The sequence below is a fragment of the Acinetobacter sp. RRD8 genome (genome assembly GCF_031844225.1).
In the GTDB taxonomy this organism is placed as follows: domain Bacteria; phylum Pseudomonadota; class Gammaproteobacteria; order Pseudomonadales; family Moraxellaceae; genus Acinetobacter.
This window is the reverse complement of the sequence record NZ_JAUZUU010000006.1, coordinates 145,421-169,053: the sequence shown is the minus strand read 5'-3', so window position 1 is coordinate 169,053 and position 23,633 is coordinate 145,421. Positions and strand designations below refer to the sequence as shown.

Here is a 23,633-nt window from a genome sequence, read left to right as displayed (position 1 = left end):
ATTGTTCCCCTCATGTACGATGAAAATGCACACTTTTTTAGAGGTTTGATCCATCATTAATAGGCTTCACTTTATACGAATTGACTTGCAGTGTCACTAGGCAAACACCGTCACTGTTTGTCTTGCCATCGCAATCAGGCGATTTTCGGCATCCCAGAGATAGGCATGCTCCGTCGCATAACCATCCGCAGCATAGTCGGTAAATACTTTATATTTAAACCAATCATGCAATTGATGTTGAACCGGATGCACATAGGTCACTGTCCAGGTCAGACTACTCGCAGGCGCCATGTTTTTAAACATCGGCAACACCCCAGGTGGCCAGATATCAAAAATAGCCATCAGGTCTGCGACCAGAAATTCACGGTTGTGATGCTTTTCAGGATGAAACCGGCACCAGCCACCAAAGTCCGGACGAGGACTGGCACTACAAGGTAGATTGACATCCGCCCAGGCTACTTCGAAATGGTCATAACAGTCTGGCATACCATAGCCAACAGGAATCTGAAACAGCTGCTCTGGCGCAGCATAGTCGGGTGCCTGAACTTGTTGCTGTACCTGAATCTCTGAATCACGGGAAATACCAAAACTGGCAATCAGAATACTTTGCACCGCGTCGTCCTGCCATAAGCGCACTTCAATCGTGGTCACTGACTTGCCTTGCCGCAGGATTTCAGCCGTCAACCGTACTTTGGCTTGCTGAATCGGGCCAACAAAGGTCACACTGCAACTGAGTAAATGCTTGGCCGGATCATTGATGTGAGTGACGGCTTTCTGCATCATCATCGCGGCAGCCAGACCGCCATACAGGGTACGCCCCTGTAGCCATCCCTGTGGAAACTCTACCCATTCCTGTTCGGCAATTTGTGTATAAAGTGCATGCAAAGACATGTTGATCCCTCAGTAAGTCTTGATGCTCAGTATATTCGGCAAAATTCATCAGGTTGTGAATGTCACGTGACCCATGCGTCAATGCGCATTTTTGCCCTTGCATTCGAACCCCAAGTTATTCATGCAGCACTTTATAAATCATCCGCGCCATGACTGAACCCAGTCCCGGCACCAGTTGCAGATCTCTTTCTGAGGCTTTCAGTACGCCCTGAATCCCGCCAAAATGGGTCAGCAAATCCCGACGGCGTTTTGGTCCGAGCCCCGGAATAACTTCCAGCACTGATGAACCTCGTTTCTTGTCACGTTTAGCACGATGCTTGGTAATCGCAAAGCGGTGTGCTTCATCACGTACCTGCTGAATCAGATGCAGCGCCTTATGATCCTCCGGTAATTGAATTTTACTGCCATCGGTAAAGTGCAGGGTTTCCAGACCGGGCTTACGTCCCTCACCTTTGGACACACCGACCATAAAGGCCTCTAAGCCTAGTTCCTGCATGACTTCCATCGCCATATGCAATTGCCCCTTGCCACCATCAATCAGCAGCAAGTCCGGTAACAGGGCTTTCTTATAACGACGGGTCAGCGCCTGACGCATGGCGGCATAGTCATCACCTGCCTGAATATCATGAATGGAAAACTGGCGATAGTCGCGCTTGCGCGCGCCCCCACTATCAAAGACCACACAGGAGGCCACGGTATCTTCACCCATAGTATGCGAAATATCGAAGCACTCAATCCGATCTACAGGACGGCCGACCACCTGCTCCAACTGATGAAAACGCTCATTTAATTCTATATGATTGGCCAGCTTGCCCTGAATCGCGTGCTGTACATTCATCTGCGCCAGTTCCAGCCATTCGGCGCGGGTTTCGCGGACTTTGGACTTGATCTGGATTTTCTTGCCAAAATGCTGCGACAGTGCCGCTTCCAGTTCTTTACGGTCAGCCACTTCCAGATTGACAATCAGTTCAGCCGGGATTTCATCGGCCACCTGAAAATAAAAATTGGCAATAAAATCGGCCAGCATCTGCCCTAGGTCATCACTAAGCATATCCGGGAAATAACTTTTTCCACCTAGCATTTTACCATTGCGCACATGCATGATCTGCACACAGGTCACCCCGGCCTGATAGGCAATCGACAGGATATCGGCTTCACCTTTGAGCTTATAGATCGCCTGCTGCGACTGTACGTCTCTTAACAACGCCATCCGGTCACGATAGAACACCGCTTTTTCAAATTCCAGCGCTTCAGCGGCCGCTTCCATTTTTGTGATCAGTTCCTGATTCAGCTCCTTGGTATCGCCCTGCAAAAAGCGGATCGAGTTATCGACATCTGCCTTATAGTCTTCCGGAGAAATAAATCCGACACAGGGCGCAGAGCAGCGTTTGATCTGGTATTGCAGACAAGGACGGGTCCGGTTGGCAAAAAAACTGTTTTCACAGGAACGCACATTGAACAGTTTTTGTAGCACCACCAAAGTATCCCGCGCCGTATAAGCACTTGGATAAGGTCCAAAAAACTTGCCCACCTGGTGCTTGCCCTTGCCACGCCCACTGGCTAAACGCGGATAGGGCTTATCTGCCGAAACAAAAATATAGACATAAGATTTGTCATCACGCAGCATGATGTTATACGGTGGATGATGCAGCTTGATCAGGTTCTGTTCCAGCAACAAGGCTTCAGTTTCAGAACGTACCACCAGGGTCTGGATATCATAAATCCGTGCCACCAAGGCCTGGGTTTTGGGATGATCCAGCGTTTTGACAAAATAGCTGGAGACCCGGTTTTTCAGGTTTTTGGCTTTACCCACATACAATAATTCACCGTCTTTGCCATACATCCGGTAGACCCCGGGCAGGCTGGTCATATTCGCCAGGATTTTTTCAATATGGGGGCGTGCGTTTTCGTTCACCTAAAGCCTATTTTTCACCTACAATCTGCAGATATATGTGATGATTGTTGCGTCATTTTCAAGCAAAAACACAAAATTTCCCTGAAGCTGCCACTTAATCTTAAAGTTCCTGTCGGGTTATCCCCCCAACCTATAATCCTCACGACATAAACTGATTGTTAAAAGCTATAAGTTTCAACCTTTAACTTTGTTATGCTCAAAAAGTCTAGTTTTGAGATGATTCGCATGACCCTGCAGCAATCGGGCATTCATATTGTTCAACCCTCCACCTCCACCCATCACCCGTCTGAACGTGCTCGCCTGATTGGTAAACCGCGTTTTCATTTCGAGCCGAGTAAGGTAATGCAACTGCTACGTGAACGGATTATTGGGCAGGATGCAGCCCTGAATGAAATTGAAAAAATGTTGCATGTGGTCAACGCAGATTTTTCCAGTCCGGATCGCCCTTTGTCGGTTACCTTGATGCTGGGCCCTACTGGCGTCGGTAAAACAGAAACCGTGCGTCTGATTGCCGATGCGATCTATGGCCGCCCGGATGCCTTTTGCCGGATTGATATGAATACTCTGGCACAGGAACATTATGCGGCGGCTTTGACCGGCGCACCGCCCGGTTATGTGGGATCAAAGGAAGGTCACAGCCTGTTTGATGAAACTGCGATTGCCGGCAGTCATACCCGTCCCAGCATCATGCTGTTTGATGAGCTGGAAAAAGCCAGTAACGAAGTGATTCGCGGCTTGATGAACGTGCTGGATACTGGCCGGCTGACCTTGACAGCGGGCACTAAAACTATCGATTTTCGCAACTGCATGATCTTTATGACCAGCAATGTCGGGGCACAGGCGGCGCAGCAATATCTGGAAAAACTCAGCTATCTGCCTGAGAAAATGCAGGCCCTGTGTCTGAAGCGCGTTCCCACCCAGCGCATCATTGAAAAAGTCATGCAGCGTAAATTCGACCCCGAGTTTCTGAACCGGATTGACCGCAGCCTAAATTATCAGGCGGTACAGCATGATGCGCTGCCACGTCTGGTCGAAATTGAACTGGATAAACTGAACAAGCGCTTGCAACATCAGCAACGCAGCGTGCATTTAAGCGCTTCAGCCAAAGCCTATTTCTATCAGGACCATGATATTCGTTATGGCGCCCGGCATTTGGGGCGCAAGATGCGTACCGAACTGGAGCCAATTCTGGCGCTGTATTTTTTAAACCAGCCTGAGCAATTCAGTCTGCATCTGGACTGTGTCGATGGACAGTTAGTAGTTCTGCCTGAGCAAGCAAAAGCTTAAATCATACAGACTCAATATCCGTTTTATTTAGCTGGAGTGCCTGCATAAAAGCGGTCTGATCTTTGGGTGAGACCAATATAAATTTCTGCACGCCCGCATCAGTATAGTCAATCCGCAGACGCTTTAAAGATAAGGCTGGCGCAATGATAGAGTGGTCTGTGGGCTGAATGGATTGGATTTCACTTAACGGAATCTTCCAGCTTAACCACAGGCTTTTTATGGTCAACACCCCATTGTCCATCACATAGCGCGTACTCCACAGCGGCCACCATAAAATGATAATAGTCAGGACATAAACCGCAGTGTGCAGCGGATATTGCTGCATAGTGCCTTTGGCCTGCATGGTCAGCAGTAGTTGCAGCAACAGGCCACTCATACAAATCACAAAAGCCAGCAGCCACCAGTCTTTTTTAGAACGAAATACGTGCATCGATATCCCCCATATCTTGGTGCATGATCATCATAAACAATTCCATAGCAGATGACAGGGATTCAACCCGGCAGGATGGAAATTATTTTAAATCACACATCGACAGGATCGTTCCCATTTTCGATCTCATCAGAAAAGTTCAGTAACTCAAATGATCTAATACACTGTTATTTGTGCTGATTAAATACTATCAGCAAAGACCTGAAAGCCCTGCGCTCAGCATACTTCGAGGCTAAAAATGGCAAGTTCAAGGATAGAAATTGACTGAATTGACAAAATTCCGCTAGAAATGCACCTTGAAAATCAGTCACCCTGCTCCATATCTATCAGGCTGATTGATAAAAAATAATGAATTGAAACAAAATCTTTGGTTCATCTTGTTTTAGAAAACTGAAAGGAAAAGTCATAGCGGTTCGAACCAATCCGGCAGAAATTGATGACCATTGCGTCACGGCTTGATACAACTTGTTATGTTCTTTTTGGATATAGTTATCGTAAGATTAGCGAAGTCAAAAAGTGCGCGGGACATGCGCACTTGCTTCACAACATCAACTTAGAAGTCCTCCAAAATAAAGGAGATCAGGGCATGATCCACGCTGGCAATGCCATTACCGTCCAAATGCTTGAGGACGGGATTGCAGAATTCCGCTTTGACTTACAAGGTGAGTCCGTTAACAAATTCAACCGTGCAACGATTGAAGATTTCAAGGCTGCTATCGAAGCCGTCTCCCATGCCGATATTCAAGGTCTGATTGTGACTTCAGGCAAATCTACATTTATTGTAGGTGCTGATATCACTGAATTCGGCGACAACTTTGCTCAGGGTGAACAAGCAATTGTTGACTGGGCAATGCCAGTACATGAAATTTTTAACAGCTTCGAAGACCTCGACATTCCTAAAGTGGCTGCCATTAATGGCATGGCACTGGGTGGCGGTTTCGAAATGTGCCTGGTGTGTGACTACCGTGTCATGTCAGAACAGGCACAAGTGGGCCTGCCTGAAATCAAGCTGGGGATCTTCCCGGGCTTCGGTGGTACAGTTCGTTTAAGCCGTCTAATCGGTATCGACAACGCGGTAGAATGGATGGCAATGGCCAATCCTAAGAAGCCAGCTGCTGCACTGAAAGACGGCGCAGTCGATGCTGTCGTTCCTGCTGACAAGCTACAAGATGCTGCACTTGATCTGGTAAAACAGGCGATTCATGGCCGTTTAGACTGGAAAACCAAGCGTCAGGAAAAACTCGATCCAGTTAAACTCAGCCCGATCGAACAGATGATGGCGTTTAACTCATCGAAAGGCATGGTTCTGGCAAAAGCGAATCCAGCTCAATACCCTGCACCAAAATTACTGCTTGATTCTCTTCAAGCGGGTGCGAGCCTGCATCGTGATGACGCGCTGAAAGCTGAAGCTGAAGGCTTTGCCAAAGCTGCGGTAACACCTCAGGCAGGTGCCTTGATCGGTTTGTTCCTGAACGACCAGATCGTGAAAAAAACCTCGAAGCGCTATGAAAAAGGTGCGCATCCAGTGAACCAGGCGGCTGTTTTAGGCGCGGGTATCATGGGTGGTGGTATTGCTTACCAGGCGGCAAGCAAAGGCACACCGATCATCATGAAAGACATCGGTAACCAGCAACTTGCTTTGGGTATGAAAGAAGCCAATGGTTTACTGACCAAACAAGTTGAACGTAAGAAGATGAAGCCTGCTCAAATGGGTGAAACTCTTGCGCGCATCCGTCCAACTTTAAGCTATGACGAGTTTAAAGAAGTGGACATCGTGATCGAAGCCGTGACTGAAAATCCAAAAGTCAAAGGTATCGTACTGAAAGAAACTGAAGCGAAAGTTCGTGACAACACGATCATTGCATCTAACACTTCTACGATTTCAATCACGCGTCTGGCTGAAAACCTGGAACGTCCTGAAAACTTCGTCGGTATGCACTTCTTTAACCCGGTACACATGATGCCACTGGTTGAAGTGATTCGTGGTGCGAAGACTTCTGACGAAGCGATTGCAACCACAGTCGTTCTGGCTCAGAAGATGGGTAAAACACCAATCGTGGTCAATGACTGCCCGGGCTTCCTGGTGAACCGCGTATTGTTCCCTTACTTCGGCGCATTTGACCTGTTGCTGAAAGATGGCGCTGACTTCCAGCAAATCGATAAAGTGATGGAAAAATTCGGCTGGCCTATGGGCCCTGCTTACCTGATGGACGTGGTCGGTATCGACACTGGCGTTCACGGTGCAGAAGTGATGGCTGAAGGCTTCCCGGATCGCATGAAGCCTGACTACAAAGGCTCGATCCAAGTCATGTACGAAAACAAACGTCTGGGGCAAAAGAATGACGTTGGTTTCTACAAGTATGAACTTGACCGTAAAGGCAAAAAAGCCAAAGTGGTTGATCCGACTGCGTATGAGCTTGTAGCCTCTGTTGCAACTTCGGAAAAACGTGAATTTGACGCTCAGGAAATCATTGACCGTATGATGCTGGCTTTCTGTAACGAAACAGTTCGTTGCCTGGAAGACAACATTGTAGCGACTGCTGCTGAAGCAGATATGGCGATGATCATGGGTGTTGGTTTCCCGCCATTCCGTGGTGGTCCATGCCGTTACATCGATCAAACCGGTGTAGCTGAGTATGTTGCGCTTTGCAATAAGTATGCGCACCTTGGTAAAGCTTATGAAGCGCCAGAAATGTTGCGTGACATGGCTGCTAACAACAAAAAATTCTACGGTTAAGGAGCAACGTGAATGGCTACTTTAAATCCACGTGACGTTGTCATCGTCGATGGCGTACGTTCAGCAATGGGTAAAACCAAAAACGGTATGTTCCGCAATGTACGTGCCGACTCGATGTCTGCTGAGCTTGTCCGTGCCCTCTTGGTACGTAACGAATTCGACCCGCATGAAGTTGAAGACGTAATCTGGGGCTGTGTGAACCAAACCCTAGAACAAGGTATGAACATTGCCCGTAATATCGCATTACTGGCAGACCTGCCGAAGACTGTTGCAGGTCAAACGGTGAACCGTCTTTGTGGTTCGTCTATGCAGGCGATTCACACTGCGGCTGCGCAAATTGCAACGAACCAAGGTGATATCTTCATCATCGGTGGTGTTGAGCATATGGGCCATGTGGGTATGATGCACGGCATCGACCTGAACCCGGAAGCATCAAAGCATTATGCCAAGGCATCGAACATGATGGGTTTGACTGCGGAAATGCTGGGTCGCATGAACGGCATTAGCCGTGAAGAACAGGATGCGTTTGGTGTGGAATCACATCGCCGTGCCTGGGCTGCGACTGAAAACGGTCTGTTCCAGAATGAGATCGTCGGCATTGAAGGTCATAATGCAGATGGCTACAAAATCCTGTGTGATATCGATGAAGTGATCCGTCCAGATGCGAACCTTGAATCGTTCAAATCTTTGCGTCCAGTGTTCGATCCGAAAGGCGGTACAGTAACTGCAGCGACTTCATCAGCCTTGTCTGATGGCGCTTCTGCAATGTTGTTGATGTCTGCTGAACGTGCTCAAGCTTTAGGTCTTAAGCCACGCGCTGTAATTCGCTCTATGGCGGTTGCAGGCTGTGATGCGGCGATCATGGGTTATGGTCCGGTTCCAGCAACGCAAAAAGCGTTGAAACGTGCTGGCCTGTCAATTGCTGATATTCAGACTTTTGAATTGAACGAAGCCTTTGCTGCACAAGGTCTATCTGTTCTTAAAGGCTTAGGCATTTATGATAAGCAAGACATCGTGAACCATAACGGTGGCGCGATTGCATTGGGTCACCCATTGGGTTGTTCTGGTGCGCGTATCACAACAACATTGCTGAACGTAATGGAACAGCAAGATACGCAAATCGGTCTTGCGACGATGTGTATCGGCCTAGGTCAAGGTATTGCGACCATTATCGAACGTGTTTAATTCTTAAATACCGAGATAAAAAGAAACCCCGCTTAATGCGGGGTTTCTTTTTTATTGACTAAGCAATCATAAATACAAACTAAACGCTTATAGTTAGAATTATTCCAGCTTTCTTCGAATTTTTCTTTTAGATAATCTAATAAAATTCTTAGATTCTCCTCTGAGCTATTATCAACAATATATTGACCTAAATAGTCAGCACGAATTGAATCGCTAAACTGAGTATTTTTAATTAATTCAAGAATACTTAATGAAGAAAGGTTCTTCGCTCTATATGATTTTCTATAGCCATTAGCTATCTTAGAAATAAATGTTCTTTCATTAAAATTAAATAAATTTTTAAAATTCTCAGGCGCATTTTTAAAAGGCTTATAATTTGGGTCAGCTTTAATAAATCTTTGAATAGGTACATAAACTGCTGACTTGCAAATATCTGGAAGTGTATTATTTAAAATTTGTGCTCTATCAAACTCAATATCTCCATATATAGCATCCGATAGAATCATTTTGAAATTAACACCTTTTAAGCCAACTTCACTATATCCTTGTTGAGCAACACCAAAACCTGCAACAAACTCAATTTTATTTGTTCCCTGCATGATTTCTTCAACATTTGTAGCACAGTATAATTTTTTATCTGGTGCCGCACCTTGAACTATTTCATAAAATTGCTCTCTAAAAATACGCAATATATAAGCAGGGATTTGACGTTCATTACCTTGTAGAGCTAAATAAACTTTCGAAAAATTATCAGTTCTAATTTCTGTTATAGGAATACTTATATTATCTACAAAACTAAAGTGTGTTTTAGAAATAGAATCCTCTCCTCCCTTTTCCCAACTAATAAAAATCAGATTATTTGCTAATTTAGCTCTATGTTCATCATTTGACATCATTTCTGAGATAGAACATAAAATAGATCTTATATTTTCATCATTCATAGAATAACCAATGAATATAATTGGATGTTCTAAAAATATTGAGAGAAGCTTTGCTGCTAAATATCTATTCTTTTTATGAAAATCCTCATAATCATTTTTTGTTAAAACTAGTGATTTTGGATCTGTACAACATCCATGAATTTTATAAATTTCAGCTATTTTTTGAGGATTTGAAAACAGCAAATTTCCTTGACCTACATAAACTTTATAATTTTCTTCTTCAAAGAGATGCTCTAAAAGTAAATCCCAATTTGTCGTAATAATTCCATCAATAATCGTTTTCTTTGATGTAAGAATATTTAATTCATCTAGTAGTTCTTTCTTATGAATATCAGCTTTGTTGCACAAACCTATCTGTAAAGGCTTTTTCAGCGATATAATTTTCAAATGAAGAAGCCTACACACAAAATCTACCGCACAACCAATTGGCCCGCATATAACCGAGCACTCATGAGTCGCGGAAATATTGCCATTTGGTTTGATCCTGCTACGCAATGGTATGCTCCGTCCATCGGTAAACAAGGGCGAAATCAAACCTACTCCGACGCAGCCATCCAATGCTGCTTAATGATTAAATCCTTATTCCGTCTGTCTTTACGTATGGTCACTGGCTTTGTGCAAAGTCTGATTAAACTTTGCGGATTAAATTGGATAGCTCCAGATTACACCACGCTTTGTAGAAGACAAAAGCATATTGATATTGTAATCAGCTACCAAAAAAGTAGCGATGGGCTGCATCTACTCATGGACTCTACAGGCATGAAGTTTCTAGGTGAGGTCGAATGGAAGCGCAAGAAACATGGACCTGAATATCGTCGCCAATGGCGTAAACTACATATTGGTATAGATGCCAAAACCCTGCAAATACGAGCAGTTCAGCTTACAACCAATAATGTCAGTGATTCACAAGTGCTTGGTGATTTACTTGATCAGATTCCACAAGATGAGCGGATTGACTCTGTTTATACCGATGGAGCTTATGACACCAAGCAATGCCGTCAGGTCATTGCAGATCGGCAAGGGCATGCGGTGATTCCACCTAGAAAAAATGCGAAACCATGGAAAGATACAAAGATTAGCTCGCTAGAACGAAATGAATTACTTCGAACAATTAAACGTTTAGGCAGGACACTATGGAAAAAATGGTCAGGCTATCATCGGCGAAGTTTGGTTGAAACTAAGATGCATTGCATCAAATTATTAGGAGATAAACTCAGTGCAAGGAGTTTTGATAGCCAAGTCAATGAGATCCATGCACGTGTAGCAGTCCTTAACAGATTTACGGAATTAGGTCGACCACTTACCCAAGTTACGCCTTAAATTTGGCTCAATTAGGGGCGCTTTGCATTTCAAATCTTTGTGCAACAAAGCCATGAATATCTAATGATTTTAGATAATTACAAATATCATATCTTAATGGAGAAGATATATGAGCATACCAATCCGCCTGACTAGATATTATGTGTGAATCAGGTAGTGACCACCAATAATCAGAATATGGCTCTGCCATTTTTTCCGCTGCCAATGCTAGATCACCGTTACTTTCACTGATATAACGGATAAATCCTGAAGGTAAATTCGATCCAAATCGACTTAGTAAACCTTTCCAATCTTCTAAGCCTAGATAACGTCTTGAGAATCCTGAGCCTATAAAAAGAAATGGAGCTGTTGGACTTTCTTTAATTATTTCTTTTAAACTTTCCGTAATATCCAAAAAAGACCCCAAATTATAAAATATGTATTTAAATGATTATAGTAATGGTAGTTAGTTTATTTTTCCATCAGAACACCTCTATAGCCAAATTATGTTTAATTTTTATAAATGTTATTTATTTGTAAAATTGGTTTATTTCTCAATCATTTAAAACTTATTTATGAATTACTTAAATTTTATATGCGTATGATCAAGCCTCTTTTTTTCTATTTCCTTAAAAGGGTTTATATGAACATGCTTAAAACAATGATCGCAACTGCAATCGTAGCGACTTCTGCATCTGCAATGGCAACTGAAGCTCAAGTTGCGCCAGCAACTGTTGTAACTAAAACAACCCAAACTGTTGCCAAAGAAGCTGCTGCACCTGTACAAGCGAAAGTTGAAGCGACTCAAGCGACTGTTGCTGCAACTCAACAAGCGACTGAAACTAAAGCTGAAGCAGTAAAAACAGAAGCGACGACTCAAGTAGAAACGGCTCAAGCTACAGCAGAACAACACGTCGAAGCTGCAAAAACTGAAGCAGTAGAAACCAAAGACGCGGCTGCTGAAAAAGCAGAAGTAAAAGCCGAGAAAAAAGGCTGGTTCTCTTGGTTTAAAAAAGCAGCTTAAGATTTTTTAAGCATAAAAAAAGATGTCATCCTGACATCTTTTTTTGTTTTAGGTGGTTTCATTTAAATTCGATAATTTAAAAAAAATCCTCAATCTTCTATTCAGCCTTCTGCGCCAGCATCGTGGTAAAATGCTGCTTAATCCGCTGGCCCTGCTCATCGACACGATACAGCTCACCGATATCTTCATTGTATTTCACAATATTCCAGCCCTCATAATATCCTCGCAATTCTCCCGGCTGAAAAGCAAATGGAAAATCGGCTTGTGCCGGAATATCTGGCGTATCCATGGCACAGACAATCAAATTATAGCCACCCGGCACGGTCGCCTGCTGCATCTGTGCAATGAGCGGTGGAATGGTTTTCGCCTCAAGGAACATCATCACTACAGTACAGTAGATAAAGTCATATTGGCCTGCAATGCTGGTATCCGTGTTAAGGTCGCGGCGCTGTACCTGCATATGATCAATCTGCTCGGTCTGCACAATCTGTCTTAAAGTCTGCAAACTGTTTTCGTTAACATCCCAGGCATCGACATTAAAGCCGTTCTGACTCAAATAAAGCGCATTACGGCCTGTACCACAGCCGACGTCCAGCGCACAGCCACCTTTTAAATAGGGCATCGCTGCCAGCACTTCAGAATGGGTAGGATTTAACTGATATTTCTTGATGAAGTAATCCTCAGGCCGGCAGTAAAAACGCAGCTGGCATTCGATATTCTCACTGGCAGAAACAATTTTGTGCCAGGCCTCAGGCTCAATAAATGGCGGTTGCTGCTCTGGTGTAAACACATGCTCGGATTGCACTGCGCCAGATTCTTCCAGCATGGCAAAACGCAGCTCACCTTTTAATACTGTCAGTTTCGCCCAGGTACCCGCTTTGGTATTGTGCTGATTCTTGAAGCCCTGAGGAATACTCTGCTGAGTCCAGACTGGAAGTTCCTTATAACATTTCAACTGTTGCATAATTTTTTGCCCTCCATATCATCCATGCTCCGCCTGTCATTCTTTTGGCAGCGGTAATAAGTTTCAGCATAGCCTGTTCAAATCGGAATTGGAATCAGCGCCTGTTCGTACTGTGCCGATGCATGCAACAGCAAGATCAATACCAGATCTAGAAAAATAAAAAAGCTGCCTCTATTCAGACAGCTCGGTTGTATATCAATGAGGAATATGGCGACTCGATTAATGTAGCAGTTCCGACTTCAGCCAGTTGATGTATTTGTCCTGATCCATAAAATCCGGTGCGCTCCCCAGATCCAGACTGAAATACTGCTGATTGAACTGAATCACAATCTGTTCGGTATAGTGCCAGTCCTCGATCAGCGTGAAATATTGATTCAAGAACAACCGGTTCTTGTCCCCGTTATTCATCCTTTCTAATTTTGGATCTGTTTTATTTGCGACAAACTCACCGTACACCTGCTGAATATCAGCAAAAACCTGAATTGTTTGCATGACTCACCTGCTTGAATGTTATGTCGTGATCTGTGCGACCCCTTCAATTTAGCAAGCGAGTTTGAACAGCAAATGACAGTCCTATGGCAATCCTGTCATCTAAGTCAGGTTACAACTTATTTTCAACCGCTTTCTGGTTGGCAGTCGCCACTCGTTCCATCTGCTTATTCAAGTGCAGCATTTCTTTATACAGCGCATTAAACTCTTGCACGGCTTTATCGTCATAGAACATAAAGGTGTTATTTTTCTTTTGCCATTTATGCTTTTTCAGTACTGCAAATAAGGCATCAGCCTTGGCCAGCGTCTGTTTTTCAATTTCAAAAATGACATGTGCATTACTATTTTGCTGACTGTCTTTCAGGGTCAGGCTCAGTTGCTGGCGATAACGGTTTTTAATATCCAGTTGTTGTGCCTTGTCGATCAGCTCGGCATCGCGCTGCTGGATTTTCTGCTGATAGCTGTTCACAATCTGATGGACTTGCTTGAGCATGGCTTCAGTTTCTTTATAGCCTTGTGCCTGATCCTTGGCCAAGCGGTCGATATTCAGAAAATTCTGCCAGTTGGCGGCTTTTAAGTCGCGTAGATACTGATTGCGTTCCTCGGCACTATCGCGCAATTGCCCCAGCATAAACTCAGCCATGATGGCATAGTCACCATCCAGACGGTCATCTTCAAGTTCAATCTGAATCGGTTTAGACCAGTCCTGTGCCTGCTGCGCAATGCTCTCGGTTTTTTCTTCGAGCACGGTTTCATATTCGAGCAGCTCGGCCTGATGTTTTTGCTGAACCGAATTCTGATAAAACAGCCCAATAAAAATTGCCAGTGTCACAGCGGCTACAATCATAAAAACACGCGGCATGTATACGCTCCAGCTCTGTCAGTCAGATCTTGTTGATTTACATCCACTATGCTTATTTTTTAAACACAATTCAAGGCATTTGATTTTTCCAATAATATGTCTAGCTTAGACAGAAATTGCTCCTCTCACAAAGCCACCCTTTCCCAGAACACTATTTTGTCGATCTCGTTGCATGACAGCTTGAATAAGCTTGTTAAACAAAATTATCTAGACCGACAGGCGCACATTATGGGGAATTAAATGGCAGGCTCAGATTCAGCCGGTTCGGATCGAATTGTTCCCGAACAATATTCACATTGGTGGCATCGCGGTTAATTCCAAAAGGTTGCAGCAGTACATATACCCCATTTCTTGGGTCTGAAGACTGCAAGCCCTGTGCGATGGCCAATACATATTCGCGAAACACCACAGGCAAGCTATCCAGATCAGGATCGGCAGGTGCACGCATCACATCAATATTCGCCACTACGTCGCCGTCCACGCTATAGGCTTGAATTTCACGTTCAATTTTCATCAGGCGCATTTGCAGGGCCTTACGCTGGCTGTTCTGCTCCTGATAAGGCAACATTTTTTCAGTCACGGCGCGCAGTTCCGGTTCCGCCATGACGGTCAGAGTCGGCAAGACGACAGAATCAGCAGCAGGCGCAGCATGGCTTAATATCGGTAGGCTAAAAGCAGTACAGGCCGTAAGAAAGCCGAGTTTAATTGGTGTTAGGAGATTCATCATTTTCACCCTCGTTTGGAAAAGGGAAAGCGTCAAAGCTAAATCTTACAAATAATGCCCGTGTCTATTGTTAAGTTTGATAAACGGTCAATCAGGAAGAAAAAAGCAGGAAACGTCGAAAAAGAAGAAGTTGAAACAACTGAAAAATAGAAAAGAATAATGTTGATCTGGCTTTGGTGCAGGCAAAAAAAATCCCCAAACCAAGTTTGAGGATTTTTTGAATATGGTGGCGAGACCCAGGATCGAACTGGGGACACACGGATTTTCAATCCGTTGCTCTACCTACTGAGCTATCACGCCGATGCGGTGTATTAAGCCGTATCTGGCCTCATTAGTCAATCAAAATTATGAAAAAAATATTTGAGTGGCTGATTTTTGGCCTAAAAAAAATCCCTGATGGGATCAGGGATTGAAAACTTTGAAATCGTTTTAAAATATGGTGGCGAGACCCAGGATCGAACTGGGGACACACGGATTTTCAATCCGTTGCTCTACCTACTGAGCTATCACGCCGATGTCGCGTATTAAACAGTTTCAGCTGTAAATCGTCAAGAGCAGAGAGAATAATTTTCGTTAAATGTTTACTTTTCCATCAACTCGCGTGAATTTGAGTCATAAATCGAACAGTTTTTACCAAAGACCTCAGTAATAAAACAGATTTAAGCGTTTATTTACATAAAAAAGCAGCCTAATGGCTGCTTGATATTGCTCTATCTTCAGATTTTTTCCAGATTGGCCAGACAGCGATGAATGGCCCCACAGCCTGGCACGAAGTTTTTCACGCCTTTTTCTTCTTCCATGCGGCAGACCTCACTCACCAGCCTTTCTGCAACGCCACGACCGCGATTGGCCGGATGCACCACAATATTTTCCAGAATCCGGCTTTCACCCTGTCCGGTGCACCAGATTGCCCCAATAATTTTGCTATTAAATTCTGCGCTATAAACTGAGGTATACTGTGCAAGGTTTTGCTCTAGTTGTTCCATGGCATCTGCCCCGTCACTAAATTCAGGGCTCGTGTCATACAGTCGCTCAAGCTGGCTGCGCACTTCGTCATTTTCTAAAGAAGTATAAGCATGTACGGTGATAGGCATTGATAAACCCTCCTGAGCAATCTAATATGCGGTGACTTCGTCACGGCGAAAATATTTTCTACATCAATCATTTTGACGTATTTGAGGAACGTGTCTATGACAGATCGTATCAGTGAAGTGGTAAGAAATACCAACGAAACCAAAATTCGAGTTCGTTTGAATCTCGACGGTACTGGTCAAGGCACCTTAAACACGGGTATTCCCTTTTTAGATCATATGATTGATCAAATCAAGCGTCATGGCCTGTTTGATATTGATATTCATTGTGATGGCGATCTGGAAATCGATGACCATCATACTGTGGAAGACTGCGGTATTACGCTGGGTCAGGCATTTGCACAGGCATTGGGCGATAAAAAAGGCCTGAAACGCTATGGTCATTTCTATGCGCCACTCGATGAGTCTTTAAGCCGTGTCGTGGTAGATCTGTCTGGCCGTCCGGGTCTGTTTATGGATATTCCATTTACCCGTGCCATGATCGGCCGTTTTGATGTGGACCTGTTCTCTGAATTTTTCCAGGGCTTTGTAAACCATTCTTTGATGACGGTGCATATCGACAACCTGAAAGGCAAAAACAGCCATCACCAGATCGAAAGCGTATTTAAAGCATTTGCGCGTGCGCTGCGTATGGCCTGTGAAGTGGATCCACGTGCTGCCAATACGGTAGCTTCAACCAAAGGTACACTGTAATGACCCGTATTGCCCTTCTTGATTATGGCATGGGAAATTTGCACTCTGCGGCAAAAGCATTAGAACATGTCGGTGCCACGGTAGATGTGACCAATGATCCTAAACTGATTGCGCAAGCAGACAAGATTGTCTTTCCGGGCGTAGGTGCGATGCGTGACTGCATGCAAGGTATGCACGAAGCCGGGATTGATGAAGTGGTACGTAATGCCGTATTTAACAAACCGGTACTGGCCATTTGTGTCGGCATGCAAGCCTTGATGCAGCATTCGGAAGAAAATGGCGGTACCGATGCACTGGGTATTTTCGAAGGTGCGGTCAAGCATTTTCCGGAAATGGCGGGTTTAAAAGTGCCGCATATGGGCTGGAACCAGGTGCATCAGGCTGATCCTGACCATCCGATGTGGAACAATATCGAACAGGACGCGCGTTTTTACTTTGTGCACAGTTACTATGTAGAACCACAAGATTCAGAATTGGTGGCAGCTACTTGTACCTATGGTATTGAGTTCTGTACTGCAATTCATAAAGAAAACCTGTTTGCGACCCAGTTCCATCCGGAAAAGAGCCATACCGCCGGTTTGCAGTTATTGAAAAACTTTGTGGACTGGAAAATCTGATTTTCCTTTCGCCTAAAAAGCTCGCAAATTGCGAGCTTTTTTATTGATTGTTTTTTACACTTTTCATTTATAAAAAATCCCTTTATCATAGACTTACTTATAAAAAATCTAATGAAAACAAAGGAAAAATAATGAGTAATACAATTCAGGATTCGGGGTGGAATGCATCAGGACGTTTTGGGCGACGTTCTTATATCGCATGGAATATGCTGCTTGGTTTTTGCTTTATGATCATCGGAATCATTGCTGCTTTCATTTTGCCTGGAATGAGTCCCGAGACTTTAGATGGTAAAATGTCCATGCCTTTAATGGTGATGTTGGTTTTGATCTACGGCGTTGCGATTTATTTTAGCGTGATTTTTTTAATTCGTCGTTTACATGACCGTAATCATAATGGCTGGCTTTCTTTACTGATTTTTGTGCCGGTCGTAAACCTTGTCTTTACACTTTACCTGTTATTGGCACCCGGTCACAACGAAAGTAATGACTATGGTTCTCCACGCACCACACGTGGCTGGGAAACTCTTTTGGTGGTGCTGTATCTGGTACTCGCAGTTATTTTGGCAGCCTTTGCTGTCCCTGCTTATCAGAATTATGTTGAGCGTGCTCAACAGGCGCAGATCGAACAGAGTAGCTATCATACTGATTAATCCTTGTTAAATTTTGCATAAAGCCCATTCTTCATGGGCTTTATTTTTGCCTAGAACAGCAAAAGTGATTAAGCTGAACGCATTCATTTAATGATTGAAGCTTATGCAACAGCTGCTGGATGCTTTACCAAGCAAGGAACAAATTCAGACTTTTCCTGTATTTAAAAATCTTCCAATGCAACAGATTCAGGTGATTAATTGTCTGGAACAATGTCATGCCCTTGAACAGGAGCTAAAAAGCTGTGCAGTCCTGGGTTTCGATTCTGAATCCAAGCCCACCTTTAAAGTTGGTGAGGTTTCTACCGGGCCACATCTGATTCAGCTGGCCACTTTAGATAAAGCCTATTTATTTCAAATGAACCCGGCAATCTGGGATTTTCTTAAACCGATTTTTGCCAGTCGTGATCAGATCAAGGTCGGCTTTGGTCTGAAAAATGATGCGCACCTGTTCCGTAAAAAAGGCATTGAACTGAATAGTGTGATTGAACTGTCTAAATGTTTTAAAGCTTTTGGTTTAAACAATCCGGTCGGGTTAAAAAATGCCATGGCGTTATTGTTTCAGTTGAATTTTCCTAAATCCAAACGGATTAGTACCTCGAACTGGGCCAGCAAGAAGCTCAGCCCGGCACAAATTGATTATGCAGCCGCAGATGCCTACGCGCCAGTGCTGGTATTTGAAGAATTACTACGTCGGGATTTATTACCCAGAGAGATTCCCAATACTTCATTAAAATTAAGAATCCGTCCTTCATCGACGGCTTAAGTGCTTCATTAGGATGCTGGTCACAGCAACTTGATGTACGTATGAAAGCTGTGTTGAGCGCGTTCGTTGAGAGAGCTGTGACTTTAGCAGATCTTACCGCTTCGATTATCGACCAGCTCAGTACACGACCCGTTGTGGAAAATCTGATCTCCATTCAAGAGACGGATCATTAAAACCATTAAAATAAATGACCTCACTGCTACCTATCTATGGACAGGTTTTCTTTATTCATACCGTTTAAGAGTTAGAAATTTCGACTTTATTTGCTAAGATGAATACACTCAAATTCATTCTAAAGATTAAGCAAGGAGCGAAAGCATGCTGATCATCCCTGCAATTGACCTGAAAGATGGCAAATGTGTCCGTTTAAAGCAAGGTCGTATGGAAGACGATACCGTATTTTCAGACGATCCGGTCGCAACAGCACAGCATTGGGTAAATGAAGGCGCTCGCCGCTTACATTTAGTAGATTTAAACGGTGCTTTCGCAGGTACACCAATCCATAAGCCAGTGGTTGAAGCCATTGTCCGATCTCAACCTGATTTGCCGATCCAGATTGGTGGTGGTATCCGTTCTCTGGAAACCATCGAGCATTATCTGCAAGCCGGTGTTTCTTTTGTGATTATTGGCACCAAAGCAGTTCAGGATCCTGAATTTGTTGAAGAAGCATGTCAAAAATTTGCTGGCCACATTATTGTGGGTATTGATGCCATGAATGGTATGGTGGCAACAGATGGCTGGGCCAATGTGACTGATGTCAAGGCTACTGACCTGGCGAAACGTTTTGCCGATGCGGGCGTGTCGAGCATTGTCTATACGGATATCGCGCGTGATGGCATGATGCAGGGTGTGAATATTGAGCAAACCGTGAATCTGGCACAATACTCAGGTTTGCCTGTGATTGCTTCAGGCGGCGTGACCAATCTGGATGATGTACGTAACCTGAAAGATCAACCGGGTATTTTAGGTGCAATTACCGGCCGTGCGATTTACGAAGGTACATTAAGCTTGCGTGAAGCACAGTTATTGCTAGATGAGCAACAGGCGCTATAATTAAGTCTGCTGTAAAAGAGGTCTTCGGACCTCTTTTTTATTTTTTTAATTTTCTGATCTCCTGGCATGTCTACACTTATTTCCAAAAATCACTCCGGCTGGATGGTAAAAGCACCGCAACTCGCCCTGATCCTGATCACCATTATCTGGGGCGGCAGTTTTATTACTGTGCAATACGGGCTGAACTTTAGCAGTCCGATTATGTTTGTCGGCCTGCGCTTTGCTGCGGCAGCGCTTGCTGTCACCCTAATTTCACTGAAGTCGCTAAAAGGCATGAACCTGAAAGAAGTGTTCGCTGGCGCGGTGATTGGCATCATGATCGCCATTGGCTACGGCACCCAAACTGTGGGTTTGCAGACCATCAGCAGCAGTGAGTCGGCTTTTTTAACGGCCTTGTATGTTCCGCTGGTTCCGATCCTGCTCTGGCTCATGTTCCGTAAAAAACCGCATGTCATGACCTGGATCGGAGCGCTGTTTGCCTTTATCGGTCTGGTGTTTTTGACAGGAAATGGTTTTTGCTGCGATTCAGCTCAGTTTCGGGCAAACCCTGACTTTGCTCGGTTCGATTGCGATTGCACTGGAGATTATTTTTATCAGCCATTTTGCCGAGCAGGTGAATGTCCGCCGGGTCACGGTGCTGCAACTGATTTTTGCATCCCTGTTCTGCTTCATGATCGCACCTGTTTTAGGTGAATCTCAGTTACCTGGATTTCACTGGCATCTGGCAGGAATTTTAGTCGGTTTAGGCATTGCCAGTGCCTTGATCCAACTGGTGATGAACTGGGCGCAGCGCATGGTCGATCCATCACAGGCAGCAATTATCTATGCCGGCGAACCGGTATGGGCAGCCCTGTTTGGCCGTCTGGCCGGAGAACGGCTACCTGCACTCGCGCTAGTCGGTGGATTGATGGTGGTGCTTGGCGTGATTGCCAGTGAATGGAAACCAAAGTTTTTAAGAAAAGAACCCACAGAAGAATTAAAGCAAGATCTTTCTTAATTCCGCTAACTCCCCCTTAAAAAAGGGGGATTTTTTTCTCTAAGGAAATACGGCTAAAATTATTTGCTATACATCGGTCTATTGTCATTTAAGCGCATGATGCCGCGAATCGCCCGATACACAATCCAGATCCAGGCCAAAACCACCACCACTAAACAGAACGCCGATGCGCCAAATGCGACCCCTGCAAACAGGTTAGGATCTTCGCCGGTAAAGAACAAAAAGAAAAATGGAATAAAGGCGACGATATTCCAGAACAGATACCACCAGAAACTGCGGATCTGCCAGGTAAAATGGCTTTCAAAGATGGAACCGCGCACATCGCGCCGTTTCACATAGTTAATGATTAGCGCCACGAGAGCCAGCAGGCCAGCACTAAAAATGGCCACAATATATAAAATGTACAGTGCAAAAGTCAGTGTACGGTTTGAGTCTTTATCAATGGAATAGTTCACGTCCCCTCCTGGTACTTCCCCTAGATATTTAAACTATTCAACGGGGAAATCAGCCATATAATCAAAATGATGTTAAAGGCTATGGTACAAAAATATATCTGCCGGAAAGGTTGTTTTTGTGTTTTATGCCGTAATTTCTGCTGTGCCAGCCAGGCTGCCGGCCAGCCGCCTAAGAAAGCCACCACATGCAGAGTGTTTTCCGGAATACGGCGATTACCCAGCTGTGCCGCTTCTTTGTCTTGGGCATAAAGCCAGTAGCTGAGCGCATTCATCAGGCTGACCAGCAACAACACCAGTCCACTCAGTAAACCACCCAAGGTCAAAGCCACCAGTAAAAGAATATAGGCCACACAGGCAATCTGCATCGGCTGTAATTTCTGTGTCTGCTGTGGCTTGGAGGGTTTGAATTTTGCTTGCAGACTTTTGGCTTGTACTGCTTTCAGGTACATCACCTGCTGCGCACGATAACGGCCGCGTTCATCCAGAATGACCAGATAATCCAGCGCACAGCCCACGATTGGACGTGGCCCAGGCTTGGCAAAGTCCTTGATATGCAGAAATACGCGATCTTTGGCCGGATCACTGGGCTGGATAAAACCATAGCCTTGGTCATCAAACCATTCCACTAAGCGTCCCTGATCGCGCATATTCCCTATCCCTGTTGATTTGATTGTTTAAGCGGTGACGAATTTTAAGCGTTCAATCAGCATATTACGCATTTCATCCGGATTTTTTTGCAAAATATCTTCGCCCGTCCGGCCTAATGCTGCATTACGCTGAGCCACCTGCAGGCGCATCATCCAGAACCGTCCTGCCGCCATGGCCAGATACAATTCCAGACAGGCGCGTTCATCACTGGTTAAAGAACGAATCGTTTCATAGGCTTTTAAAAAGGCAATCGCTTTTTCTTCGTTTAAGATTACGTCAGGATATTCGGTACAGAAGTCATTTAACGTAATGGCGATATCAAACAACCATTCATCTTTATTCAGCTCATAGAAATCCAGAATGCCATTCAACTGATCGCCTTCAAACAAGGTATTGTCGCGGAATAGATCCGAATGAATAAAACCGCGTGGACGATCCGGATATACCGCCGTCAACGCGTCATATAAGCCTAGTAATTTACCAAGTAAAACTTTATCGGCCGGACTTAAACTCGGTTTGATTTCTTGAGACACGGCCAGCCAATAGGCATGATCACGGACAAAATTACGTTCGAGTTTGAAATCTTTCAATGCCACATGCATTTTCGCCTGTGCCGCGGCAATCGCTTCAACTTGCGCAACGGTCGATGGCATCGGATGTTCACCCATCAGGCGCGGCGCAATCTGTGCCGGTTTATCTTTAATGCTATGAATGGCTTTACCTGAATGCGATAACGGCACCGGAACGGCTAATCCGGCCTGCCCCAGATGTTCCAGCACAGGAACCAGTTCACCTGCCGCCTGCTCATCCATATCCTCAAATACTGTCAGCACATATTGCTGATCTTCGCAGACTAAAAAATAGTTGGTATTTTGAATACCGCCTTGAATGGGAATCAGATCAATCGCCTTTAAACCATAAGGCGCTGCAAAATCCTGAACTTCCTTTAAAGTCAAAGTGGTATAAACCGACATAGAAAACCTGCGAAAAAACTTACATAATTTTGCTAGAATACCGTTTCCATCTGCCAAGGTGTAGCGCTTGCGTGGGTGAGTTTCATAATCGGCTGTAATAATTGGAAAAATTTATGCTAGCTAAACGTATTATTCCTTGTCTGGACGTGGATAACGGCCGCGTGGTCAAGGGTGTCCAGTTCCTTGATATTCGTGATGCGGGTGACCCGGTCGAAGTGGCGCGCCGTTATAATGAACAAGGTGCCGATGAAATTACTTTCCTTGATATTACCGCTACACATCATGGACGCGACACGACTTATCGTACTGTAGAGCGTATGGCCGAATCTGTATTCGTACCGTTAACTGTAGGTGGTGGTGTCCGTAAAGTCGAAGATATCCGTTTATTGCTCAATGCCGGCGCAGATAAAGTCAGCATTAACTCGGCTGCGATTTATAATCCTGAGTTTGTGCAGGAAGCGTCTCAACGCTTTGGCGCACAATGTATCGTGGTGGCGATCGATGCCAAAAAAACCGGTGACCATAAATGGGAAATTTTCACCCACGGTGGCCGTAAGGAAACCGGGATCGATGCGATTGAATGGGCCGTGAAAATGGCTGACTTCGGCGCAGGTGAATTACTGATTACTTCGATGGATGCCGATGGCACCAAAGCCGGTTACGACATTGCCCTGATGCGCGCCATCAATGACCGCGTCACGGTACCGACCATTGCTTCTGGCGGTGTGGGTAATTTACAGCATTTGGCGGACGGCATTATTCATGGGGGTGCCGATGCGGTACTGGCAGCTTCAATTTTCCATTTTGGCCAGCACACCATTCCGGAAGCCAAAACCTATATGGCAGCCCAAGGCATTGAAATGCGCCTTTAAGCCGTTTTAGATGATGATTTAATTAAAGAGTGTTTTTATAAACACTCTTTTTTTATGCCTTAAATAAAACAA

At 44.7% G+C, this 23,633-nt stretch carries 24 protein-coding genes, 2 tRNA genes and 1 pseudogene; 12 read left to right on the top strand and 15 right to left on the bottom strand.

From position 1 onward, the window contains the following. Positions 1-96: 96 nt before the first annotated feature. Complete coding sequence (locus Q9R24_RS08570) at positions 97-891, bottom strand: thioesterase family protein (RefSeq protein WP_311204056.1); 795 nt, start codon at positions 889-891, stop codon at positions 97-99. A 115-nt stretch (positions 892-1,006) separates the two neighbouring features. Then, complete coding sequence (uvrC, locus tag Q9R24_RS08565; protein ID WP_311204055.1) at positions 1,007-2,806, bottom strand: excinuclease ABC subunit UvrC; 1,800 nt, start codon at positions 2,804-2,806, stop codon at positions 1,007-1,009. Between the two features lie 225 nt (positions 2,807-3,031). Between uvrC and Q9R24_RS08560 the strand changes: the two genes are divergently transcribed. Beyond that, positions 3,032-4,093, top strand: coding sequence for an AAA family ATPase (locus Q9R24_RS08560; protein WP_311204054.1), 1,062 nt, complete (start codon positions 3,032-3,034; stop codon positions 4,091-4,093). A gap of 1 nt (position 4,094) precedes the next feature. Here the strand turns inward: Q9R24_RS08560 and Q9R24_RS08555 are convergent, their stop codons facing one another. Further along, positions 4,095-4,523, bottom strand: a complete 429-nt coding sequence (locus Q9R24_RS08555; protein WP_311204053.1) for a PH domain-containing protein — start codon at positions 4,521-4,523, stop codon at positions 4,095-4,097. A 586-nt stretch (positions 4,524-5,109) separates the two neighbouring features. Between Q9R24_RS08555 and fadB the strand changes: the two genes are divergently transcribed. Both fadB and fadA read left to right on the top strand, forming a co-directional pair. Beyond that, a complete protein-coding gene (fadB, locus tag Q9R24_RS08550) occupies positions 5,110-7,260 on the top strand; it encodes a fatty acid oxidation complex subunit alpha FadB (protein WP_311204052.1) in 2,151 nt (716 codons plus the stop codon). 12 nt (positions 7,261-7,272) lie between these two features. After that, complete coding sequence (fadA, locus tag Q9R24_RS08545) at positions 7,273-8,445, top strand: acetyl-CoA C-acyltransferase FadA (protein ID WP_005108092.1); 1,173 nt, start codon at positions 7,273-7,275, stop codon at positions 8,443-8,445. 32 nt (positions 8,446-8,477) lie between these two features. On the opposite strand, the gene Q9R24_RS08540 is transcribed toward fadA, so the two are convergent. Continuing rightward, on the bottom strand, positions 8,478-9,773 hold the full coding sequence (locus tag Q9R24_RS08540) for an SIR2 family protein (RefSeq protein WP_311204051.1): 1,296 nt from the start codon (positions 9,771-9,773) through the stop codon (positions 8,478-8,480). Between Q9R24_RS08540 and Q9R24_RS08535 the strand changes: the two genes are divergently transcribed. After that, positions 9,774-10,706 carry an IS5 family transposase gene (locus Q9R24_RS08535; protein ID WP_311204050.1) on the top strand — a complete coding sequence of 311 codons (933 nt, stop codon included), beginning with the start codon at positions 9,774-9,776 and terminating at the stop codon, positions 10,704-10,706. A gap of 7 nt (positions 10,707-10,713) precedes the next feature. Here Q9R24_RS08535 and Q9R24_RS08530 read toward each other — a convergent pair whose 3' ends face one another. Next, positions 10,714-11,100 carry a hypothetical protein gene (locus Q9R24_RS08530; RefSeq protein ID WP_311204049.1) on the bottom strand — a complete coding sequence of 129 codons (387 nt, stop codon included), beginning with the start codon at positions 11,098-11,100 and terminating at the stop codon, positions 10,714-10,716. Between the two features lie 228 nt (positions 11,101-11,328). Between Q9R24_RS08530 and Q9R24_RS08525 the strand changes: the two genes are divergently transcribed. Then, a complete protein-coding gene (locus Q9R24_RS08525; protein ID WP_311204048.1) occupies positions 11,329-11,709 on the top strand; it encodes a hypothetical protein in 381 nt (126 codons plus the stop codon). A 97-nt stretch (positions 11,710-11,806) separates the two neighbouring features. Here the strand turns inward: Q9R24_RS08525 and tehB are convergent, their stop codons facing one another. From tehB to Q9R24_RS08490, 7 genes are all read right to left on the bottom strand, one after another. Then, positions 11,807-12,673, bottom strand: a complete 867-nt coding sequence (tehB, locus tag Q9R24_RS08520) for an SAM-dependent methyltransferase TehB (protein WP_311204047.1) — start codon at positions 12,671-12,673, stop codon at positions 11,807-11,809. 219 nt (positions 12,674-12,892) lie between these two features. Then, the gene (locus tag Q9R24_RS08515) at positions 12,893-13,165 is read right to left on the bottom strand and encodes a hypothetical protein (RefSeq protein ID WP_071852129.1); all 273 of its coding nucleotides are present in this window, start codon (positions 13,163-13,165) and stop codon (positions 12,893-12,895) included. Positions 13,166-13,274: 109 nt separating this feature from the next. Next, positions 13,275-14,024, bottom strand: a complete 750-nt coding sequence (locus tag Q9R24_RS08510; protein WP_004729250.1) for a hypothetical protein — start codon at positions 14,022-14,024, stop codon at positions 13,275-13,277. A 226-nt stretch (positions 14,025-14,250) separates the two neighbouring features. Continuing rightward, entirely contained in the window at positions 14,251-14,748 is a 498-nt protein-coding gene (locus tag Q9R24_RS08505) for a hypothetical protein (RefSeq protein ID WP_180181451.1), read from the bottom strand. 224 nt (positions 14,749-14,972) lie between these two features. Further along, positions 14,973-15,048: transfer RNA gene (locus Q9R24_RS08500), tRNA-Phe, on the bottom strand. Between the two features lie 137 nt (positions 15,049-15,185). Further along, positions 15,186-15,261, bottom strand: a tRNA-Phe gene (locus Q9R24_RS08495). Between the two features lie 203 nt (positions 15,262-15,464). Next, a complete protein-coding gene (locus Q9R24_RS08490; RefSeq protein ID WP_004278652.1) occupies positions 15,465-15,842 on the bottom strand; it encodes a GNAT family N-acetyltransferase in 378 nt (125 codons plus the stop codon). A 96-nt stretch (positions 15,843-15,938) separates the two neighbouring features. Between Q9R24_RS08490 and hisB the strand changes: the two genes are divergently transcribed. The 6 genes and pseudogenes from hisB to Q9R24_RS08460 all read left to right on the top strand — a co-directional run bounded on the left by hisB (position 15,939) and on the right by Q9R24_RS08460 (position 20,612). After that, positions 15,939-16,532 (top strand): imidazoleglycerol-phosphate dehydratase HisB, encoded by a 594-nt coding sequence (gene hisB / locus Q9R24_RS08485; RefSeq protein WP_004729244.1) that lies wholly within the window; start codon positions 15,939-15,941, stop codon positions 16,530-16,532. After that, a complete protein-coding gene (gene hisH, locus Q9R24_RS08480; protein ID WP_311204046.1) occupies positions 16,532-17,149 on the top strand; it encodes an imidazole glycerol phosphate synthase subunit HisH in 618 nt (205 codons plus the stop codon). Before hisB ends, hisH begins: the two co-directional genes overlap by 1 nt. Positions 17,150-17,280: 131 nt before the next feature. After that, positions 17,281-17,799, top strand: a complete 519-nt coding sequence (locus tag Q9R24_RS08475; protein ID WP_311204045.1) for a DUF805 domain-containing protein — start codon at positions 17,281-17,283, stop codon at positions 17,797-17,799. Positions 17,800-17,902: 103 nt separating this feature from the next. Continuing rightward, complete coding sequence (locus Q9R24_RS08470; RefSeq protein WP_311204044.1) at positions 17,903-18,562, top strand: 3'-5' exonuclease; 660 nt, start codon at positions 17,903-17,905, stop codon at positions 18,560-18,562. A gap of 318 nt (positions 18,563-18,880) precedes the next feature. Next, positions 18,881-19,615 (top strand): 1-(5-phosphoribosyl)-5-[(5-phosphoribosylamino)methylideneamino]imidazole-4-carboxamide isomerase, encoded by a 735-nt coding sequence (hisA, locus tag Q9R24_RS08465; RefSeq protein WP_005095189.1) that lies wholly within the window; start codon positions 18,881-18,883, stop codon positions 19,613-19,615. A 66-nt stretch (positions 19,616-19,681) separates the two neighbouring features. Next, a pseudogene (locus Q9R24_RS08460) lies at positions 19,682-20,612 on the top strand (DMT family transporter). A 59-nt stretch (positions 20,613-20,671) separates the two neighbouring features. Here Q9R24_RS08460 and Q9R24_RS08455 read toward each other — a convergent pair. Genes Q9R24_RS08455 through Q9R24_RS08445 form a run of 3 tightly spaced genes read right to left on the bottom strand, consistent with a single transcriptional unit; the run spans position 20,672 to position 22,689 of the window. Beyond that, positions 20,672-21,067 (bottom strand): membrane protein, encoded by a 396-nt coding sequence (locus tag Q9R24_RS08455; RefSeq protein WP_044111390.1) that lies wholly within the window; start codon positions 21,065-21,067, stop codon positions 20,672-20,674. A gap of 20 nt (positions 21,068-21,087) precedes the next feature. Then, positions 21,088-21,714 carry a DUF1294 domain-containing protein gene (locus Q9R24_RS08450; protein ID WP_311204043.1) on the bottom strand — a complete coding sequence of 209 codons (627 nt, stop codon included), beginning with the start codon at positions 21,712-21,714 and terminating at the stop codon, positions 21,088-21,090. A 27-nt stretch (positions 21,715-21,741) separates the two neighbouring features. Beyond that, positions 21,742-22,689 carry a homoserine kinase gene (locus tag Q9R24_RS08445; RefSeq protein WP_311204042.1) on the bottom strand — a complete coding sequence of 316 codons (948 nt, stop codon included), beginning with the start codon at positions 22,687-22,689 and terminating at the stop codon, positions 21,742-21,744. A gap of 113 nt (positions 22,690-22,802) precedes the next feature. Here Q9R24_RS08445 and hisF point away from each other — a divergent pair, with 113 nt between their 5' ends. Beyond that, complete coding sequence (gene hisF, locus Q9R24_RS08440; protein ID WP_311204041.1) at positions 22,803-23,561, top strand: imidazole glycerol phosphate synthase subunit HisF; 759 nt, start codon at positions 22,803-22,805, stop codon at positions 23,559-23,561. The last annotated feature ends 72 nt before the right edge of the window (positions 23,562-23,633 follow it).

What these genes read in the sequence shown, in the direction of transcription:
- Q9R24_RS08570 (WP_311204056.1), bottom strand. Translation starts at nt 891, where the DNA reads ATGTCTTTGCATGCACTTTATACACAAATTGCCGAACAGGAATGGGTA.
- Q9R24_RS08560 (WP_311204054.1), top strand. Translation starts at nt 3,032, where the DNA reads ATGACCCTGCAGCAATCGGGCATTCATATTGTTCAACCCTCCACCTCC.
- Q9R24_RS08555 (WP_311204053.1), bottom strand. Translation starts at nt 4,523, where the DNA reads ATGCACGTATTTCGTTCTAAAAAAGACTGGTGGCTGCTGGCTTTTGTG.
- fadB (WP_311204052.1), top strand. Translation starts at nt 5,110, where the DNA reads ATGATCCACGCTGGCAATGCCATTACCGTCCAAATGCTTGAGGACGGG.
- fadA (WP_005108092.1), top strand. Translation starts at nt 7,273, where the DNA reads ATGGCTACTTTAAATCCACGTGACGTTGTCATCGTCGATGGCGTACGT.
- Q9R24_RS08535 (WP_311204050.1), top strand. Translation starts at nt 9,774, where the DNA reads ATGAAGAAGCCTACACACAAAATCTACCGCACAACCAATTGGCCCGCA.
- Q9R24_RS08525 (WP_311204048.1), top strand. Translation starts at nt 11,329, where the DNA reads ATGAACATGCTTAAAACAATGATCGCAACTGCAATCGTAGCGACTTCT.
- tehB (WP_311204047.1), bottom strand. Translation starts at nt 12,673, where the DNA reads ATGCAACAGTTGAAATGTTATAAGGAACTTCCAGTCTGGACTCAGCAG.
- Q9R24_RS08515 (WP_071852129.1), bottom strand. Translation starts at nt 13,165, where the DNA reads ATGCAAACAATTCAGGTTTTTGCTGATATTCAGCAGGTGTACGGTGAG.
- Q9R24_RS08510 (WP_004729250.1), bottom strand. Translation starts at nt 14,024, where the DNA reads ATGCCGCGTGTTTTTATGATTGTAGCCGCTGTGACACTGGCAATTTTT.
- Q9R24_RS08505 (WP_180181451.1), bottom strand. Translation starts at nt 14,748, where the DNA reads ATGAATCTCCTAACACCAATTAAACTCGGCTTTCTTACGGCCTGTACT.
- Q9R24_RS08490 (WP_004278652.1), bottom strand. Translation starts at nt 15,842, where the DNA reads ATGCCTATCACCGTACATGCTTATACTTCTTTAGAAAATGACGAAGTG.
- hisB (WP_004729244.1), top strand. Translation starts at nt 15,939, where the DNA reads ATGACAGATCGTATCAGTGAAGTGGTAAGAAATACCAACGAAACCAAA.
- hisH (WP_311204046.1), top strand. Translation starts at nt 16,532, where the DNA reads ATGACCCGTATTGCCCTTCTTGATTATGGCATGGGAAATTTGCACTCT.
- Q9R24_RS08475 (WP_311204045.1), top strand. Translation starts at nt 17,281, where the DNA reads ATGAGTAATACAATTCAGGATTCGGGGTGGAATGCATCAGGACGTTTT.
- Q9R24_RS08470 (WP_311204044.1), top strand. Translation starts at nt 17,903, where the DNA reads ATGCAACAGCTGCTGGATGCTTTACCAAGCAAGGAACAAATTCAGACT.
- hisA (WP_005095189.1), top strand. Translation starts at nt 18,881, where the DNA reads ATGCTGATCATCCCTGCAATTGACCTGAAAGATGGCAAATGTGTCCGT.
- Q9R24_RS08450 (WP_311204043.1), bottom strand. Translation starts at nt 21,714, where the DNA reads ATGCGCGATCAGGGACGCTTAGTGGAATGGTTTGATGACCAAGGCTAT.
- Q9R24_RS08445 (WP_311204042.1), bottom strand. Translation starts at nt 22,689, where the DNA reads ATGTCGGTTTATACCACTTTGACTTTAAAGGAAGTTCAGGATTTTGCA.
- hisF (WP_311204041.1), top strand. Translation starts at nt 22,803, where the DNA reads ATGCTAGCTAAACGTATTATTCCTTGTCTGGACGTGGATAACGGCCGC.